The organism is Sphingomonas sp. UYEF23, assembly GCF_040546165.1.
GTDB classification, from domain to species: Bacteria; Pseudomonadota; Alphaproteobacteria; order Sphingomonadales; family Sphingomonadaceae; genus Sphingomonas; species Sphingomonas glacialis.
In genome coordinates this window covers 12,439-28,675 of record NZ_JBEPNG010000001.1, presented here as the reverse complement: position 1 = coordinate 28,675, position 16,237 = coordinate 12,439, and the positions used below count along the sequence as shown (strand labels likewise).

18 protein-coding genes, 1 tRNA gene and 1 pseudogene are annotated in these 16,237 nt (G+C 64.9%); 10 read left to right on the top strand and 10 right to left on the bottom strand.

The annotated features are described in order from the left end of the window. Nucleotides 1-20: 20 nt before the first annotated feature. The 5 genes from fabF to fabD all read right to left on the bottom strand — a co-directional run bounded on the left by fabF (nucleotide 21) and on the right by fabD (nucleotide 3,884). The gene (gene fabF, locus ABIB28_RS00160) at nucleotides 21-1,280 is read right to left on the bottom strand and encodes a beta-ketoacyl-ACP synthase II (RefSeq protein WP_133188038.1); all 1,260 of its coding nucleotides are present in this window, start codon (nucleotides 1,278-1,280) and stop codon (nucleotides 21-23) included. Between the two features lie 123 nt (nucleotides 1,281-1,403). After that, nucleotides 1,404-1,640, bottom strand: coding sequence for an acyl carrier protein (locus ABIB28_RS00155; RefSeq protein WP_010186338.1), 237 nt, complete (start codon nucleotides 1,638-1,640; stop codon nucleotides 1,404-1,406). Between the two features lie 94 nt (nucleotides 1,641-1,734). Continuing rightward, entirely contained in the window at nucleotides 1,735-2,475 is a 741-nt protein-coding gene (gene fabG / locus ABIB28_RS00150; protein ID WP_354285466.1) for a 3-oxoacyl-[acyl-carrier-protein] reductase, read from the bottom strand. Between the two features lie 11 nt (nucleotides 2,476-2,486). Next, nucleotides 2,487-2,906, bottom strand: a complete 420-nt coding sequence (locus ABIB28_RS00145) for a GxxExxY protein (protein WP_354285464.1) — start codon at nucleotides 2,904-2,906, stop codon at nucleotides 2,487-2,489. A 42-nt stretch (nucleotides 2,907-2,948) separates the two neighbouring features. Then, nucleotides 2,949-3,884: an ACP S-malonyltransferase gene (gene fabD / locus ABIB28_RS00140; protein WP_354285462.1), complete on the bottom strand. Its 936-nt coding sequence runs from the start codon at nucleotides 3,882-3,884 to the stop codon at nucleotides 2,949-2,951. Between the two features lie 219 nt (nucleotides 3,885-4,103). Here fabD and ABIB28_RS00135 point away from each other — a divergent pair, with 219 nt between their 5' ends. From ABIB28_RS00135 to rplI, 4 genes are all read left to right on the top strand, one after another. Next, a complete protein-coding gene (locus ABIB28_RS00135; protein ID WP_354285460.1) occupies nucleotides 4,104-4,475 on the top strand; it encodes an RcnB family protein in 372 nt (123 codons plus the stop codon). Nucleotides 4,476-4,661: 186 nt separating this feature from the next. Further along, the gene (gene rpsF, locus ABIB28_RS00130) at nucleotides 4,662-5,096 is read left to right on the top strand and encodes a 30S ribosomal protein S6 (RefSeq protein WP_133188028.1); all 435 of its coding nucleotides are present in this window, start codon (nucleotides 4,662-4,664) and stop codon (nucleotides 5,094-5,096) included. Between the two features lie 14 nt (nucleotides 5,097-5,110). Then, nucleotides 5,111-5,335 (top strand): 30S ribosomal protein S18, encoded by a 225-nt coding sequence (gene rpsR, locus ABIB28_RS00125; RefSeq protein ID WP_010186331.1) that lies wholly within the window; start codon nucleotides 5,111-5,113, stop codon nucleotides 5,333-5,335. Nucleotides 5,336-5,347: 12 nt separating this feature from the next. Beyond that, nucleotides 5,348-5,947 carry a 50S ribosomal protein L9 gene (gene rplI, locus ABIB28_RS00120; protein ID WP_133188026.1) on the top strand — a complete coding sequence of 200 codons (600 nt, stop codon included), beginning with the start codon at nucleotides 5,348-5,350 and terminating at the stop codon, nucleotides 5,945-5,947. Nucleotides 5,948-6,222: 275 nt separating this feature from the next. Here rplI and ABIB28_RS00115 read toward each other — a convergent pair whose 3' ends face one another. Both ABIB28_RS00115 and mutL read right to left on the bottom strand, forming a co-directional pair. Beyond that, a complete protein-coding gene (locus tag ABIB28_RS00115) occupies nucleotides 6,223-6,603 on the bottom strand; it encodes a hypothetical protein (RefSeq protein ID WP_354285456.1) in 381 nt (126 codons plus the stop codon). A gap of 69 nt (nucleotides 6,604-6,672) precedes the next feature. After that, nucleotides 6,673-8,508 (bottom strand): DNA mismatch repair endonuclease MutL, encoded by a 1,836-nt coding sequence (mutL, locus tag ABIB28_RS00110; RefSeq protein ID WP_354285454.1) that lies wholly within the window; start codon nucleotides 8,506-8,508, stop codon nucleotides 6,673-6,675. A 160-nt stretch (nucleotides 8,509-8,668) separates the two neighbouring features. On the opposite strand from mutL, the gene ABIB28_RS00105 reads away from it, so the two are divergent. The 6 genes from ABIB28_RS00105 (at nucleotide 8,669) to ABIB28_RS00080 (ending at nucleotide 14,672) form a co-directional block, all read left to right on the top strand. After that, nucleotides 8,669-9,715, top strand: coding sequence for a rod shape-determining protein (locus ABIB28_RS00105; protein WP_010186326.1), 1,047 nt, complete (start codon nucleotides 8,669-8,671; stop codon nucleotides 9,713-9,715). Between the two features lie 120 nt (nucleotides 9,716-9,835). After that, complete coding sequence (mreC, locus tag ABIB28_RS00100) at nucleotides 9,836-10,753, top strand: rod shape-determining protein MreC (protein ID WP_354285452.1); 918 nt, start codon at nucleotides 9,836-9,838, stop codon at nucleotides 10,751-10,753. Between the two features lie 7 nt (nucleotides 10,754-10,760). After that, nucleotides 10,761-11,270, top strand: a complete 510-nt coding sequence (gene mreD, locus ABIB28_RS00095; protein ID WP_354285450.1) for a rod shape-determining protein MreD — start codon at nucleotides 10,761-10,763, stop codon at nucleotides 11,268-11,270. A 77-nt stretch (nucleotides 11,271-11,347) separates the two neighbouring features. Beyond that, on the top strand, nucleotides 11,348-13,372 hold the full coding sequence (gene mrdA / locus ABIB28_RS00090) for a penicillin-binding protein 2 (RefSeq protein ID WP_426263913.1): 2,025 nt from the start codon (nucleotides 11,348-11,350) through the stop codon (nucleotides 13,370-13,372). Beyond that, the gene (rodA, locus tag ABIB28_RS00085) at nucleotides 13,369-14,487 is read left to right on the top strand and encodes a rod shape-determining protein RodA (protein ID WP_133188014.1); all 1,119 of its coding nucleotides are present in this window, start codon (nucleotides 13,369-13,371) and stop codon (nucleotides 14,485-14,487) included. Before mrdA ends, rodA begins: the two co-directional genes overlap by 4 nt. Nucleotides 14,488-14,596: 109 nt before the next feature. Next, nucleotides 14,597-14,672 (top strand) — tRNA-Lys (locus ABIB28_RS00080). Between the two features lie 16 nt (nucleotides 14,673-14,688). Here the strand turns inward: ABIB28_RS00080 and ABIB28_RS00075 are convergent. The 3 genes and pseudogenes from ABIB28_RS00075 to ABIB28_RS00065 all read right to left on the bottom strand — a co-directional run bounded on the left by ABIB28_RS00075 (nucleotide 14,689) and on the right by ABIB28_RS00065 (nucleotide 16,233). Next, nucleotides 14,689-15,789 carry a tyrosine-type recombinase/integrase gene (locus ABIB28_RS00075; protein ID WP_354285447.1) on the bottom strand — a complete coding sequence of 367 codons (1,101 nt, stop codon included), beginning with the start codon at nucleotides 15,787-15,789 and terminating at the stop codon, nucleotides 14,689-14,691. Between the two features lie 77 nt (nucleotides 15,790-15,866). Further along, a pseudogene (locus ABIB28_RS00070) lies at nucleotides 15,867-15,995 on the bottom strand (helix-turn-helix domain-containing protein); the annotation flags it as partial. 7 nt (nucleotides 15,996-16,002) lie between these two features. Continuing rightward, a complete protein-coding gene (locus tag ABIB28_RS00065; protein WP_354285445.1) occupies nucleotides 16,003-16,233 on the bottom strand; it encodes a DUF2274 domain-containing protein in 231 nt (76 codons plus the stop codon). Nucleotides 16,234-16,237 lie beyond the last annotated feature (4 nt).

The window sequence follows — 16,237 nt, the reverse complement described above, 5'->3', positions numbered from 1 at the left end:
GGCGGACGCACGGCGCGCCCTCACATCGCGCGCAGGACGAGGCTCGCATTCGTCCCGCCGAAGCCGAACGAATTGTTGAGCACCGCCTTGACCGACCGCTTCTTGGCGACGTGCGGGACAAGGTCGACGCCCACGCAATTGTCGCTCGGATTGTCGAGGTTGAGCGTCGGCGGCACGATCTGGTCGCGCATCGCGAGGATGCAGAAGATGCTCTCGACTGCGCCCGCGCCGCCGAGCAGATGCCCGATCGCCGACTTGGTCGAGCTCATCGACATCGTCTTGATATTGTCGCCGAACAGCCGGCGCACCGCGTTCAGCTCGAGCTCGTCGCCGAGCGGGGTCGAGGTGCCGTGCGCGTTGATGTAATCGATGTCCGAGAGCTCGAGACCCGACTTGCGCATCGCCATTTCCATCGACCGGAACGCGCCCGAGCCCTCGGGATGCGGCGCGGTGACGTGATAGGCGTCGCCCGACAGGCCATAGCCGATCACCTCGGCATAGATCTTCGCGCCGCGTGCCTTGGCATGCTCATATTCCTCGAGGCAGACGACGCCTGCGCCCTCGCCCATCACGAAGCCGTCGCGGTCCTTGTCGTACGGGCGGCTGCCCTTTTCGGGCGTCGCGTTGAAATTGGTCGAGAGCGCGCGCGCCTGCGAGAAGCCGGCGATGCCCAAGGGGCAGATCGCACCCTCGGCGCCGCCCGCGAGCATCACGTCGGCATCGTCCATCGCGATCATCCGCGCGGCGTCGCCGATCGAATGCGCGCCGGTCGAGCAAGCGGTGACGACGGCGTGGTTGGGGCCCATCAGGCCGTATTTGATCTGCACCTGGCCGGTGATGAGGTTGATGAGGCGACCATGGACGAAGTGCGGGCTGACGCGGCGCGGGCCCTTTTCGTGCAACACGATCGATTCGCTGGCGATTCCCGGCAGGCCGCCGATGCCGGCGCCGATCGAGCAGCCGGCGCGATATTTCTGCTCGAGCGTCATGTCGAGTAGTCCGGCATCCTCGAGCGCCTGGCCGGCGGCATCGATGCCGTAGATGATGAACGGATCGACCTGGCGCTGGACCTTGTGGTCGACGCGCTTGTTGGGGTCGAAGCCATAGGGATGGTCGGCGGGCTTGACCTCGCACGCGATCGTGCAGGCATAATCGGTCGCGTCGAAGCGCGTGATCGTCCCCGCGCCCGATTTCGCCGCGAGAATATTCGCCCAGGCGGTTTCGACATCGGCGCCGAGCGGCGTCACGAGCCCCAGTCCGGTTACGACAACACGCCGCATGGCCATCTCCGTGTAAATTCTTGATCTTCGTAAATGGGAACGGCCCCCCACCCCCGGTCATTGCCCTGGGACGGGGAGCCGTTCCTGTACATCAGCCGTGCGGCCGCGCTAAAAGCGCTAGGCTCAGCTCTTGTGCTCGTCGATGAAGGTGATCGCGTCCTTGACGGTCGTGATCTTCTCGGCGGCATCGTCGGGGATCTCGACTTCGAATTCTTCTTCGAAGGCCATGACGAGCTCGACGATGTCGAGGCTGTCCGCGCCCAGATCGTCGATGAAGCTCGCGTCTTCGGTCACTTTGTCGGCTTCAACGCCGAGATGCTCGACGACGATTTTCTTAACGCGGTCTGCGGTCTCGCTCATGTGTATCGTCCCTCTATCGATGGGGGTGTTGGAATTCCTGAACGCACGTAGAACGCGCGTCCGAGGCTTGCAAGTAGGGACACTCAGATCCCCTTTAGATCATGGCCATGCCGCCGTTGACGTGCAGCGTCTGTCCGGTGACATAGCCCGCCTCGCGGCTCGAGAGATAGACCACTGCCGCGCCGATGTCTGCCCCCGCGCCCATTTTTCCCATGGGAATGCGGGCGTTGAGCGCTTGTTTCTGAGCATCGGGCAGCGTTTCGGTCATCGGCGAGGCGATGAAACCGGGCGCGACGCAGTTGACGGTGATGCCGCGGCTGGCGAGCTCCTGCGCGAGCGCCTTCGACATTGCGGTGAGCGCGCCCTTCGACGCGGCATAGTTCGCCTGGCCCGGATTTCCGGTCGTCCCGACGACCGAAGTGATCGACACGATTCGCCCGAAGCGCGCCTTCATCATCGGCCGCGCCGCCGCGCGCGCGAGGCGGAAGGCGGCTTCGAGATTGACGCGGATCACTTGATCCCACTCGTCGTCCTTCATCCGCATCACGAGATTGTCGCGCGTGATGCCGCCATTGTTGACGAGGATGTCGAGCTTGCCGCCAAGCGCCTCGACCGCCGCAGGCACGAGCGCATCGACCGCCGCGCCGTCGGACAGATCGCACGGCAGCGCGACATGCTCGCCGCCGAGGCTGTCACGAAACGCCTCGAGCTTGGCGACGTTGGAGCCCGAAACCGCCAGCCGCGCGCCCTGCGCGGCAAGCGCCTGAGCGATCGCCGAGCCGATCCCGCCGGAGGCCCCGGTCACGAGCGCGGTCATGCCTGTTAGGTCGAACATTCTACTCTCCATCAGATTTGATTCACGCGGAGACGCGGAGACGCGGAGGAGTGGTGATTATTCACGATCCGTCGCACTCCTTCCTTGAGCGTCGCGCCTCCGAAATTGATCAACAGCCCGACGGGCTGCCGTGTCAGTCGCAGGTAGGTTAAAAGTTGTTTGGCATGTGCGACATTGAGCCGCTGGACCGATTTTATTTCGACGAGGAGACGGTGATCGACGAGCAGGTCGATCCGAAACGCAGCGTCGAACCGCATGCCCTCAAATTCGATATCAACCGAGCGCTGACGCGCCACCTCATAGCCGAGCGCGGATAGCTTCCCGGCCAACACCATCTCATAGACGCTCTCCAGCAAGCCGGGCCCCAGATCGCGGTGCAAGCGCAACGCTACGTCGAGCACATTTCCGCTGATCTCGTCTATATCCCTCACTTCTTCTCCGCGTCTCCGCGTCTCCGCGTGAACAACCCCTTCTTAAAGCACCTTAACCAAAGCCTCGACATCGTCCATCGTCACCACGCTGACCGCCTCGACATCGCCCGCGATCCGCTTGACCATCGGCGTCAGCACCTTGCCGCCGAATTCGACGAAGCGCTCGACGCCTGCCGCCTGCAGCGCCAGCACCGATTCGCGCCAGCGCACCATGCCGGTCACCTGCTCGACCAACAGCCGGCGGATGGTGTCGGGGTCGCCGACCGCCGCCGCCGTGACATTGGCGAACAGCGGCACCAGCGGCGCATCGATCCGCGCTTCGACGAGCGCCTTCTCCATCGCATCGGCGGCAGGCTGCATCAGCGGGCAGTGGAACGGCGCCGACACCGGCAGCAACACCGCGCGCTTTGCGCCCATTTCCTTGGCAAGCGCGATCGCACGCTCGATCGCGCCGCGATGCCCTGAGATCACCACCTGCGACGGATCATTGTCATTGGCTACGGTGCACACCTCGCCTTCGGCTGCCGCCTCGGCAATGGCGCGCGCCTTGTCGACGTCGGCGCCGAGCAGCGCCGCCATCGCGCCGACGCCAACGGGCACCGCTGCCTGCATCGCCTGGCCGCGCAGCTTGAGCAGCTTGGCAGTCGTCGCGAGGTCGATCGCGCCCGCTGCGCACAATGCGCTATATTCGCCGAGCGAATGGCCTGCGACATAATCGGCCTTGTCGGCAAGCCGCACGCCGCCCTCCTCTTCCAGCACGCGCAGCGTCGCGATGGCGTTGGCCATGATCGCGGGCTGGGCATTCTCGGTCAGCTGCAGCTGGTCCTCGGGACCATCGCACATCAACCGGAAGAGATGCTGCCCGAGCGCATCGTCGACTTCCTGGAACACCGCACGCGCAACCGCACTGGCTTCGGCGAGAGCCTTGCCCATGCCGACCGACTGACTGCCTTGCCCCGGGAAGATAAACGCACGCATCATGATACTCCTTTGCCCCGGCGGTTAGGCGCTCGGCCAAACCCGCGTCAAGAACCGGGCGGGCAACATCCACGGCAGCGACCAAGCTGAACGGGACCGTTCCGGCCGGGACACTTTGCGACCATTTCGGGTTCTGGTCGTCACGGATGCGCGACAAACGCTTCCTAGATTGGGTTCGACGCCGGGAGTTAAGGCGCCGTCCGAAACAAGGAGTTCATCATGAACAAGTTCATTCTCGCAGCCCTCGCTGCATCGTCGATTCTGAGCCCGCTTGCCGCAACCGGCGTATCGGCCCAGCAGCGCGACGAGCGCCGCACCACGGTGATCCGTCAGCAGCCCAATGGCCGCACGGTCGTTACAGAGCGTCGCGTCGTCCGGCCGCAGCAAGCTCGTCGCTGGGCGCGCGGCCAGCGCTTCGATCGCCGCTATGCCAACAACTATCAGGAGATCCGCGATTGGCGCCAGTATCGCGGCCGTCGCCTTTACGCCCCGCCGCGCGGCTATCACTGGGTGCGCTCGGGGAACGACGCCGTCCTCGTCGCGCTGAGCGGCGGCCTGATCGGCGCTGTGCTTGGCGGCGCGTTCAACTAAGACCCGCGAACCGGCGCGGGAGGCTTGCCTTCCGCGCCGATTTCGCTATGGCACATCGATCGGGGTGGAGAGCGCACGCTTTCCGCCCCGGTTGCTATTGAAGACGCCAATTTACTGAAGATAGCCGGAGGGGCGTCTCGCATGGTGCGGGCGTCAGCGATCGGCCAAGAATGAAAGACGAGACACATGGCTCTATACGAGCACGTGTTCCTTGCGCGCCAGGATCTGGCACAGGCGCAGGTGGACGCTCTGGCGGAAATCGCCACCAAGATTGTCAACGACAACGAAGGTCGGGTCGTCAAGACCGAGAATTGGGGTCTGCGTAGCCTCGCGTACAAGATCGCGAAGAACCGCAAAGCGCATTACGTCATGCTCGAGATCGATGCCCCGGGCAACGTGATCGCCGAGCTGGAGCGCCAGACGCAGATCAACGAAGACATCATCCGCTACATGACCGTCAAGATCGATGCCTCGGAAGAAGGCCCGAGCGTCATGATGCGCAAGTCGGACCGCGACCGTGAGCGTCGTGGCGACCGCGAGGGCGGCCGTGAAGGCCGTGGCGATCGTCCCGACCGTGGTGATCGTGAAGATCGCCCCCGCCGCAGCTTCGACGGCGAATAAGGGAGTTATAGACAATGGCACGCCCATTTTTCCGCCGCCGCAAGTCCTGCCCGTTCTCGGCCAAGGATGCCCCCCGGATCGACTATAAGGACGTCCGGTTGCTTCAGGGCTTCGTCTCCGAGCGTGGCAAGATCGTTCCTAGCCGCATCACCTCGGTGAGCGGCAAGAAGCAGCGTGAGCTCGCCCAGGCGATCAAGCGTTCGCGCCATCTGGGCCTGCTGCCCTACATCGTTAAGTAAGGGGCCCAACAGATGGATATCATCCTGCTGGAACGCGTCGAGAAGCTCGGCAACATCGGCGACGTCGTCAAGGTGAAGGACGGGTTCGCCCGCAACTTCCTCCTGCCGAACAAGAAGGCGCTGCGTTCGAACGAAGCCAACCGCAAGGTCTTCGAGAAGAACCGCGAGAAGATCGTGGCCGACAACGCTGTGAAGCGCACCGAGGCCGAGGTCGAAGCCAAGACGATCGACGGCATCACGCTGACGCTGATCCGTCAGTCGTCGAACACCGGTCAGCTCTACGGTTCGGTCGCGGTTCGCGATTTGATCGACGGGCTCGAGGCCGAAGGCCACAAGGTGCCGAAGTCGGCGATCGTGCTCAACAAGCCGATCAAGGCGATCGGCCTCTATGAGGTCAAGGTTTCGCTCCACCCGGAAGTGGCCGTGACGATCAAGGTCAATATCGCCCGTTCGCCCGAAGAGGCGAAGATGCAGGCCGATGGCGTCAACGTCATGGAAGCCATGTTCGAAAAGGACGAGGCCGGTTTCGTCGAGGATTACGATCCCAACGCCGAGCCTGGCGCGACCGCCGAAGTGTCGAACACTTCGGACGAGGCGACCGCAGAGGCCTAAGCCTTTGCAGCGTCTGTCGACAAAAAAAGGGCCGTCCGGAGCAATCCGGGCGGCCCTTTTCTTGGTCTCCGCCCCGGGGAGAGGGGGCTGGAGCGGAGCGGGGTTTAGCCTGTCACCGCGCACGCGCCGACGAGCGCTGCGAACGGGATTAGGGCGAGGACAACCGGGAGAACTTTGGCCATTGGGCGAATCGCTTTGCTGAACTGTTTTGCAGGGGTTGCCTCTAGAATGCGCGACCCCGGCAAAGGTTCAGCTTTTGGAAAGCTTTCTTGCTTTCACCCTGGTGTCGAGGCGCCGCCGGGCTCGACACCCGACAGCACCCAGCGCAACGCCTCGTCATAGGTCGAAGTGAAGCGGGTGAAGGGCTGCGAGAAGATCCGGCGGACCTGCAGCCGCGCGAGCGTCGCGCCGGTGACGATCGCGATCGCGCGGACGCGCTGCATCTTCGTCAGATGTTCGCCCATCGCGGCGATCATCTCCTTCGACTGGATCGGACACTGCGCGATATCGAGGATCAGCGCATAGCTTGCGAGGCGCGCCTCCGTGATCTGCGCGATCAGCTCGGACACGAGCCGCGCACTATCGGCAACATCGAGCATCGCGCGCATCTCGATCTTGACCAGCGCATGACCGCGATCGACCGTGATCTTGTACATCCTCGCCTCCGGGGCGAGCGGTAGCAGACCAAGCGTTGAGAAGCGGTTGATGCGCGGCGGGCCGAGCCGCTATTTGCGGCCGAACAGCTTTTCGATATCGCCATGCGCGAGCTTCACCCACGTCGGCCGGCCGTGGTTGCACTGCCCAGAATGGGGGGTGACTTCCATTTCGCGGAGGAGCGCGTTCATCTCGGCAACCGACAGGATCCGCCCGGCGCGGACCGAGCCGTGGCACGCCATCGTCGCCGCGACATGGTCGAGCCGTTCCTTCAAGCTGAGCGCCTCGTCGAACGCGGCGAGTTCGTCGGCGAGATCGGTGACGAGCCCGGTCACGTCGCTCTGCCCGAGCATCGCGGGCACGCCGCGCACCAGCATCGCATGCGGGCCGAAGCGGTCGAGATCGAGGCCGAATTCGCTGAGCTCGGCCGCGCGCGCTTCGAGCCGATCGCACGCGGGTTCGTCGAGTTCGATCACTTCGGGGAGGAGCAGCGCTTGGCTGGCGACGCCGCCGCTCGCCATCGCCTTGCGCATGCGTTCGAGCACGAGCCGTTCGTGCGCGGCGTGCTGATCGACGAGGATAAGCCCATCGGGGCTCTCGGCGACGATATAGGTTTTCGCGACTTGGCCGCGGGCGACGCCGAGCGGGAAGTCGATCGTTTCGGGCGGGCGGGCATAAGCGGGTTCGGCGCGGGCCTGCGGCGGCGGGGTGAAGACGCTGCGGCGCTCGTTGAGCGCGTACGAACGCTGATCCAGTGAAAGCCCCTCCCCTTCAGGGGAGGGGTTGGGGGTGGGGACGGCTGACCAAAAAGCAGGCGCCTCGTCTTGTGGCACACGGCCCCACCCCAACCCCTCCCCTGAAGGAGAGGGGCTTTGCTCTTGCGTCCAGGCAGCTAGCGCGCTTTCGGGGGCCGACTGGCTGCGATGTCCCGCCTCGTCCAAGGCCCGCCGCAAGCCACTGACGATCAGTCCGCGCACCATCGCCGGATCACGAAACCGCACCTCTGTCTTCGCGGGATGGACGTTGACATCGACCGCGTCGGGCGGAACGTCGAGAAACAGCGCCACCACGGCATGCCGGTCGCGCGGCATCATCTCGGCATACGCCCCGCGAATCGCGCCGATCAGCAGCCGATCCTTCACCGGCCGCCCGTTGACGAACAGATATTGATGGTCCGCCACGCCGCGGTTGAAGGTCGGCAGGCCGGCGATCCCGCCCAGCCCGATCCCCTCGCGGACGAAATCGATCCCGACGCCATTGTCGACCAGCCCGCGATCGGTCAGCGCGGCGACGCGGTCGGGGAGCGTCTCGCCGCCGGTCACCCCGAGCGAGCGCCGCCCGTCATGCTCGACCGAGAAGCCGATATCGGGCCGCGCCATCGCCAGCCGCTTGACCACGTCGAGGCACGCGGCGAATTCGCTGCGCGGCGAGCGCAGGAACTTGCGCCGCGCGGGTACGCGCTCGAAGAGGCCCTCGACCCGCACGCGCGTTCCGGGAGGAATCGCCGCCGGTCCTTCCGATACGACCACGCCATTGTCGACCACCCGCGCCCAGCCCTCGTTCGCGCGCACGCGGCTCTCAAGCGTCATCCGCGCGACGCTCGCGATCGAGGGCAACGCCTCGCCGCGAAAACCGAGCGTGCTGACGTTTTCGATTGCCTCGTCGGGAAGCTTCGAAGTGGCGTGCCGCTCGAGCGCGAGCGCCATGTCTTCGGGCGTCATGCCGCAGCCGTCGTCGGTTACCTCGACAAGGTCGGTTCCCCCGCCCGCCAGGCGCACAGCGATGCGCGTCGCACCGGCGTCGACCGCATTTTCGACCAGCTCCTTCAACGCGCTGGCGGGCCTTTCGACCACTTCACCGGCAGCGATACGATTGACGAGATGTTCGGGCAGGCGGCGTATTGACATGGTGCAGGCTCTAGCCCAATCGCAGGCCTCCCGCGACCCGCATTCCACCACGTATCAGAGCGGTTTCACCGCCGCGCTGAACGCCTTGGTTGTAAGCGACGTCACGATATTGTGCGACCTGTCGGCAGTTCACTAAGTCCGGCGTGAAACGGAACGATCCATGGGCTTTTTCTCGAATCTCTTCCGCTTTTCCTCCCATGACATGGCGATCGATCTGGGGACCGCCAACACGGTGGTCTATCTGCGCGGCAAGGGCATCGTGCTCAACGAACCGTCGGTCGTCGCGGTCGAGACCTTGAACGGCGTCAAGCGCGTCAAGGCGGTTGGCGACGACGCCAAGCTGATGATGGGCAAGACCCCCGACAGCATCCAGGCGATCCGCCCCTTACGCGACGGCGTCATCGCCGACATCGACGTCGCCGAGCAGATGATCAAGCACTTCATCCACAAGGTGCATGGCGGGCAACGCCGCTTCATGCGCTGGCCGCAGATCGTGATCTGCGTGCCGTCGGGGTCGACCTCGGTCGAGCGCCGCGCGATCCGCGATGCCGCGTCGAACGCCGGTGCCAGCCAGGTCTGGCTGATCGAGGAGCCGATGGCCGCCGCGATCGGCGCCGACATGCCCGTCACCGAGCCGATCGGCTCGATGGTGGTCGACATCGGTGGTGGCACGACCGAAGTTGCCGTGCTCTCGCTGCGCGGCCTCGCCTACACGACGTCGGTGCGCGTCGGCGGCGACAAGATGGACGAGGCGATCGTCTCCTACGTCCGCCGCAACCACAACCTCCTGATCGGCGATGCGACCGCCGAGCGGATCAAGCAGGAAGTCGGCGTCGCCAAGCCGCCGGCGGACGGCATCGGTCTGACGATCCACGTCAAGGGCCGCGATCTCGTCAACGGCGTCCCCAAGGAAATCCAGATCAACCAGGGCCAGATCGCCGAAGCGCTCTCCGAGCCCGTCGGCCAGATCGTCGAGGGCGTCCGCATCGCACTCGAGAACACTGCGCCCGAACTCGCCGCCGACATCGTCGACCAGGGCATCGTGCTCACCGGCGGCGGCGCGCTGCTCAAGGGCATCGACGAAGTGCTGCGCGACGAGACCGGCCTGCCCGTCACGATCGCCGACGACCCCCTCACCTGCGTCGCGCTCGGCACCGGGCGGGCGCTTGAGGATCCGGTCTATCGCGGTGTCCTCCACAGCGCGTGACGCGGTGAAGTGAGCTGTTGCGCGGTCTGGGCCGAGGGATTGACCCTACTCAGGGCGCGGCACATCGCGTAAGGCGAAACAAGGTTTTTACTGGCCCTCGGGCTTTTTGATGGGGGTATGATGGCGCCGCCTCGCAATCGGCGTCCGGGGTTTTCGCGGCGGGCGCAATACAGCCTTTTTGCAGGATATGTCGTCGCCGTAGCGGGGTCGCTCGTCGGGGCGGTGCTGCTTGCCTTGTCGACTTTGGACCCCGTCGCCTTTGCAGCACTGCGCGCGAGCGTTGCCGAAGTGAGCACCCCGCTGTCCTCGGGGCTGGCGGGCGTCGGCCGCGGGATCGGCGCGATTCCCGGCGGGATCGGCAGCTATTTCGCGGTGCACGACCAGAACGCCGCGCTGCGCAAGCAGCTTGCCGCGCAGCATGCGCTGTTCCTGCGCGCGCGCTCGCTCTCCTATGAGAACCGCCGCCTGCTCGCCTTGCTCCAGGTCCGCGAACGGATATCGGAGCCCGTCGTTACCGCGCGGCTCGTCAGCTCGTCGGCGTCGAGCACGCGCCGCGTCGCCGTGCTCAACGCTGGATCATGGCAGGGCGTCGCAAGCGGCCAGCCGGTGCGCGGGCCCGAGGGGCTGATCGGCCGTGTGCTCGAGGCGGGGCCAAACAGCGCGCGCGTGCTGTTGCTGAGCGACCCGGAAAGCGTCGTGCCGGTGCGCCGCACGCGCGACGGCGTCCCCGCGCTCGCGACCGGACGCGGCGACGGGCTGATCGACGTCAAGTCGGTCGCCTCGGCGACGACCGATTTCGCCCCAGGCGATGTGTTCGTGACGTCGGGGACGGGCGGCATCTATCCGCCCGACGTCCCCGTCGCCCGCGTCCTGCGACGTGGACGCGATGCCTCGATTGCGCGCGCGTTCACGCAGGCCGATACGGTCGATTATGCGCTGGTTCAACGTGCTTTCATGCCGCCCGCGCCGCCGATCCCAGTCCCCGCGCCGCAGCCCAAGGCGACGGCCACGCCGCGTCCGCCCAAGAAGAAGCCGTGAGCGCGCGATGAGGCAAGCCCGCGGCCCATTCGACGAGGTCCCCGACCAGAGCTTCCGCCGGTTCGTGCCCGCGATCACCGTCGCGATCGGATCGGCCATGACCCTGTGGCCGATGGTCGCAAGTTTCCCGGTGCTGCCGCCGTTCGGCTTGTTGATGCTGCTCGGTTGGCGGCTCACGAAACCCGAGAGCCTGCGCATCTGGGCGCCGCTGCCGCTCGGTTTCTTCGATGATCTGCTCAGCGGGCAACCGCTCGGCAACGCGATGCTGTTCTGGACGTTGTGCCTGTTCATGATCGACCTGATCGACCAGCGCATCGTCTATCGCGATTTTTGGCAGGACTGGCTGATCGCGGCGGGCGCGATCGCCTTCTGCCTACTCCTCGGGCGTCTGGTCGCATCGCCGATCGGCGCGCATGTCGATACCGGGCTGATGCTGCAGATCGCGGTGTCGATCCTGTTGTTCCCGCTGGTGGTCCGGCTGTGCACGCTGCTCGGCGACGACGAGGAGGAGATGTGAGCGGCGGCGCCTTTCGCCCGAGCGGCCGCGTCGCGACCGAGGCGGCGCAAAGCTACAGCTTCTCGCGGCGCACCGTGATGCTCGGCGCGGCGCAGGGCGTGTTCGGCCTTGCGCTCGCCGGGCGGATGACGTGGCTCGCGGTGGTCGAGAACGAGCAATATACGCTCAAGTCGGAGAGCAACCGCGTCAACATGACGCTGGTGCCGCCGCGCCGCGGCTGGATCGTCGATCGCCACGGCGCGCCGATCGCCAACAACCGCACCGATTTCCGCGTCGACATCATCCCCGACCGGCTCGAGAACAAGGACCATGTCCTCGCGCTGCTGCGCGACCTGCTCAAGCTGCCGCCCGAGGAAATGGACCGGCTCGTCGCCGATCTCGAACATGCCGCCGGGTTCCAGCCCGTTCAGGTCGCGGAAAATCTCGATTGGGAGCGCTTTGCCGCGGTCAGCGTGCGGTTGCCCGAGCTGCCCGGCGTCGCCCCGACGCGCGGCTTCTCGCGCAGCTATCCCGCAGGCGCGGCGGTCGCGCATCTGACGGGCTATGTCGGCGCGGCTTCGGCCGAACAATATAAGCAGACGCACGACCAACTGATGGTCACGCCGGGCTTCAAGCTGGGCAAGGACGGCCTCGAAAAGACGCTCGAGAAGCAGCTGCGCGGCGTCGCCGGGCAGAAGCGTGTCGAGGTCACCGCGCGCGGCAAGCTCGTTGCAGAGCTCGCCACCAGGCCCGATCAGCCTGGCGCCAACGCGCGCCTGACGATCGATGCCGGGCTGCAGGACTATGCCGCACGCCGGCTCGGCACGCAGTCGGGCTCGGTGGTGGTGATCGACTGCCTCACGGGCGAGATGCTCGCGATGGTGTCGATGCCAGCCTATGATCCCAACAATTTCTCCGACGGGATCAGCCATCTCGAATGGAAGATGCTGTCGGAAAACGACCACGTGCCCTTGATGAACAAGGTGTTGCAGGGGCTCTACCCGCCGGGCTCGACCGTCAAGCCGATGAACGGGCTCGCGCTGCTCGGTGCGGGCGTGCCGGCGTCGGACCGCGTCGTCTGCTCGGGCGCGCTGCGCGTCGGCACGGGCGTGTTCCATTGCCACAAGAAGAGCGGGCACGGCGCGCTCGATCTCAAGAATGCGATCATGCAGAGCTGCGACATCTATTTCTACGAGATGATCCGCCGGCTCGGCTACGATCATGTCGCCCCGGTCGCGCGGTCGCTCGGGCTCGGGCAGAAGTTCGAGCTGCCGTTCAACAGCCAGCGCTATGGCACCGTCCCCGATACGGCGTGGAAGCTGCGCCGCTACAAGCAGCAATGGACCGTCGCCGATTCGCTCAATGCGTCGATCGGCCAGGGCTATGTGCTCTCCAACCCGCTTCAGCTCGCGGTGATGGCGTCGCGGCTCGCCTCGGGTCGCGCGCTCCAGCCGAGCATCCTCGCGGCGGATGTCCGCCACGGCGCCCCTGCCCTGCCGTTCGCGCCCGAGCATCTCGATACGATCCACCAGGCGATGTGGGGCGTGGTCAATGGCGGCGGGACCGGCGGCGCGGCGCGGATGCTCATCCCGGGCGTCGCGCTCGCGGGTAAGACAGGGACCGCGCAGGTCCGCCGGATCACCATGGCCGAGCGCGCGGGCGGCGTGCTCAAGAATGGCCAACTTCCCTTCAAGATGCGCGATCACGCGCTGTTCCAGGGCTTCGCGCCGCACGACAAGCCGCGCTACGCGATCGCCGTCGTGCTCGAACATGGCGGCCATACCGTGCGCAATCTCGATACGCCTGCGATCGCACGCGACATCATGACCTATCTGTTCGATCGCGACCGTGCGATGGCGTCGCTGATCGAGGGCGAGGCGACCTGGGGTGGCGACATCCGCACGCGCATGGCGGCCGAGACCGCGGCCTACCGCGCCGCCGCCAACGCGCCGCCGCTCGCGGTCGGCGCGCAGACCGAATTCGGTGCGAGCGCCCCGACCGACGCGCCCGCGGTGCAAGCCGCCGCGGCGGCCGACGTCGCGACCGCAGAAGAGCTCGCCAACACCGCCGCGCACGGCAACACCGTCGCCGAGGACGGCACCACCGAGCGGGATGTCCCATGAGCGGTCTGAGTTTCGTCCCTGCCCCGCTCGCGCAATTGCCGTGGAAGATTCTGCTGCTCGTCCTCGCGATCGGCTGTTTCGATTCGCTCGTGCTCTATTCGGCGGCGGGCGGCAGCATTCGCCCCTGGGCGCTGTCGCAAGGCATCCGCTTCTTCGTCTTCCTCAGCGGCGCGATCGTGCTGTCGCGGATCCCTGAGCGGGTGTGGAGCAATGCCGCGCTCCCTGCTTATGGCGCGCTGTGCGTGATGCTCGTGCTCGTCGAACTCGTCGGTGCGATCCGCGGCGGCGGACAGCGCTGGCTCGATCTCGGGATCGGCTTCCGGCTCCAGCCGTCCGAGCTGATGAAGCCGTGCATCGTGCTGACCTGCGCCAAATTCTACGATCTGCTGCCGCCCAACGAGACGCGGCGCTTCGGCGCGATCTGGCCGGCGGCGCTGCTGATCCTGGTTCCTGCGGCGCTGGTGATGAAGCAACCCGACCTCGGCACCGCATTGATGATCATGATCGGCGGCATCACCGTGATGTTCCTCGCCGGCGTGCCGCTCCGCTTGTTCATCGGCGGCGCGCTTGCGCTCGGCGCGGCGGTTCCGCTCGCGGTCAATTTCGTGCTGCACGGCTATCAGCGCAACCGCATCCTGGTGTTTCTCGACCCCGAAAGCGATCCGCTCGGGATCGGCTACCATATCAGCCAGTCGAAGATCGCGATCGGATCGGGCGGGATCTTCGGCAAGGGCTTTCTCAACGGTACGCAAAGCCATCTCGATTACCTGCCCGAGGGGCATACCGATTTCGCGCTCGCGACGATGATGGAGGAATGGGGGCTGGTCGGCGGCGTGCTGCTGATCATCGCGTTCCTCGTGATCGTGCAATGGGGGCTGTCGACTGCGATGCAGGCGCAATCGCGCTTCGCCAAGCTGACCGCGGCCGGGCTTGCCGCGACGATCTTCTATTATGTTTCGATCAACATGGCGATGGTGATGGGGATGGCGCCGGTGGTCGGCGTGCCGCTGCCGCTGATCAGCAACGGCGGATCGAGCCAGATGACCTTCATGCTGTGCCTCGGGATTCTGATGTCGATCGACCGGACCAATCGCCGTTCGCCGGTGCGCTGGTAGTTTTTTTGCCGCTCTGCACAAAAAGGGTTTGCATCGCGCGGCGACGCTGCTAATCGACCGCCTCCCGCAGCGGTCGCGCCACCAAGCGCCTCGCAGATCGCCGCGATATGGACGCATAGCTCAGTTGGTAGAGCAGCTGACTCTTAATCAGCGGGTCCTTGGTTCGAGCCCAAGTGCGTCCACCATACTTCTTCTGTTATATCAGTTACTTGTGTCCGTTCCGGCGACGAGTTTGAGCCGAAACGGCGACCCACTGTGACCAATATTGTGACCTTGACAGGGTTTTTCTCCCTCGGGCGAGGTGTGACCAGTTTTAGCCTCAAAAATCAGCTGGTCTGCGAAAGGCTGCAAATGCTTCACCGACATGTGCGCATACCGACGCACCATCGTCTCTGATTTCCAGCCACCGAGCTCCTGCAGCACCCAAGTGGGCACGTCATTCTGCCGGAGCCAACTCGCCCAGGTATGCCGCAAGTCGTGCCAGCGAAAATCGGCAATTCCCGCTCGCTTGAGCGCATCTCGCCAATGTTTCGTGTTCACCTGACCAATCGGACGACCGGCATAAGTGAACACATACTCGCACTGCTTGCCCATCTGCCGTTTCAGAACCGAGATAGCGAGATCGTTAAGCGGAACGCCCAGCGCCTCGTTATTCTTGGTGTCGCCGTGCTCGATCGTGATGATACGGCGGGGAAGATCGACCTGCTCCCAAGTCAGCCTTTTTATGTTCCCCTGCCGCAGCCCCGTAGCGAGCGCGAACAGCATCAGGTCCTGCTGGTGAGGGGGTAGTTCCTCCAAAAGGCGATCGGCCTGCGCGTGGGTTAGCCAACGCACCCGCGGTGTCGCGTTCCTTGTGTAGGTCCTGAACGCCGGAATGTGCTCGATCCATTCCCATTCGCGTTGCGCCATCCGGAAAATGGCGCGGATCAGCGCCACATAGAGATCCTTCGTACGACTACTCGAACGGGAATGATGTCGAGAGATAATCCCGTCGATCATATCCCTGCTCACCTGGTCCAATGTCTTGCCACGAAGATACGTGGTGAACCACCGGATCCGCGACACATCGTCCCTGTAGGACTTCTTGTGACGCTTCTCCTGAAGCCACCGCAAAGCCGCTTCGTCCCATGTCCGCTTCGGCTTGCGCTTCAACCTGGCAAGATCCCACAGCTCGGCCTTTAGCTTGTCGTGATATTCTTCGGCCTTTGTCCTGTCGGTGGTCCCAGTAGAGCGTCTAATGAGCGTTCCGTCAGGTGCTGTGAGCTTGATGTAGTATGTACTTGCACGTTTCCAGAGTGCCATATTGCCTCCTCTTGAAAGGCACTCGGCTGCATTCGTGCGGCCGCAGCATAGCCATCGCGGGTCGCGGCGACAAGATCGGTCTCGATAAAACGCCAACCGCGTCCGATTCGTGCTCCGGGGATTCGGCCTTCTTTCACCAGCTTGCGCAATGTGTTGGGATGCACTTTCAGAACTGCGGCGGCTTCGGCGAGCGTGAGCAGTGCCACAGCTTGGTCAACTTCGGTCGGTTGAAGGCGATCGAAGCGATTTTGCAAACCCACGGTCGCTGTCTAGGAATGCGCCGAGCATCGCGGGAATCAGTTCCGCGATCGGTTCGGCGCTGCCATAGGCAGTGGCATAGGCCCGACTATAGGCATCGAGGCGGGCATACAGGTCGGGAAAGACCGCGATTGTCAGCTTGACGGGAGTCCGGTCGAGAAGTTTTGCTAGTTTGAGGTCGGGCATAAAG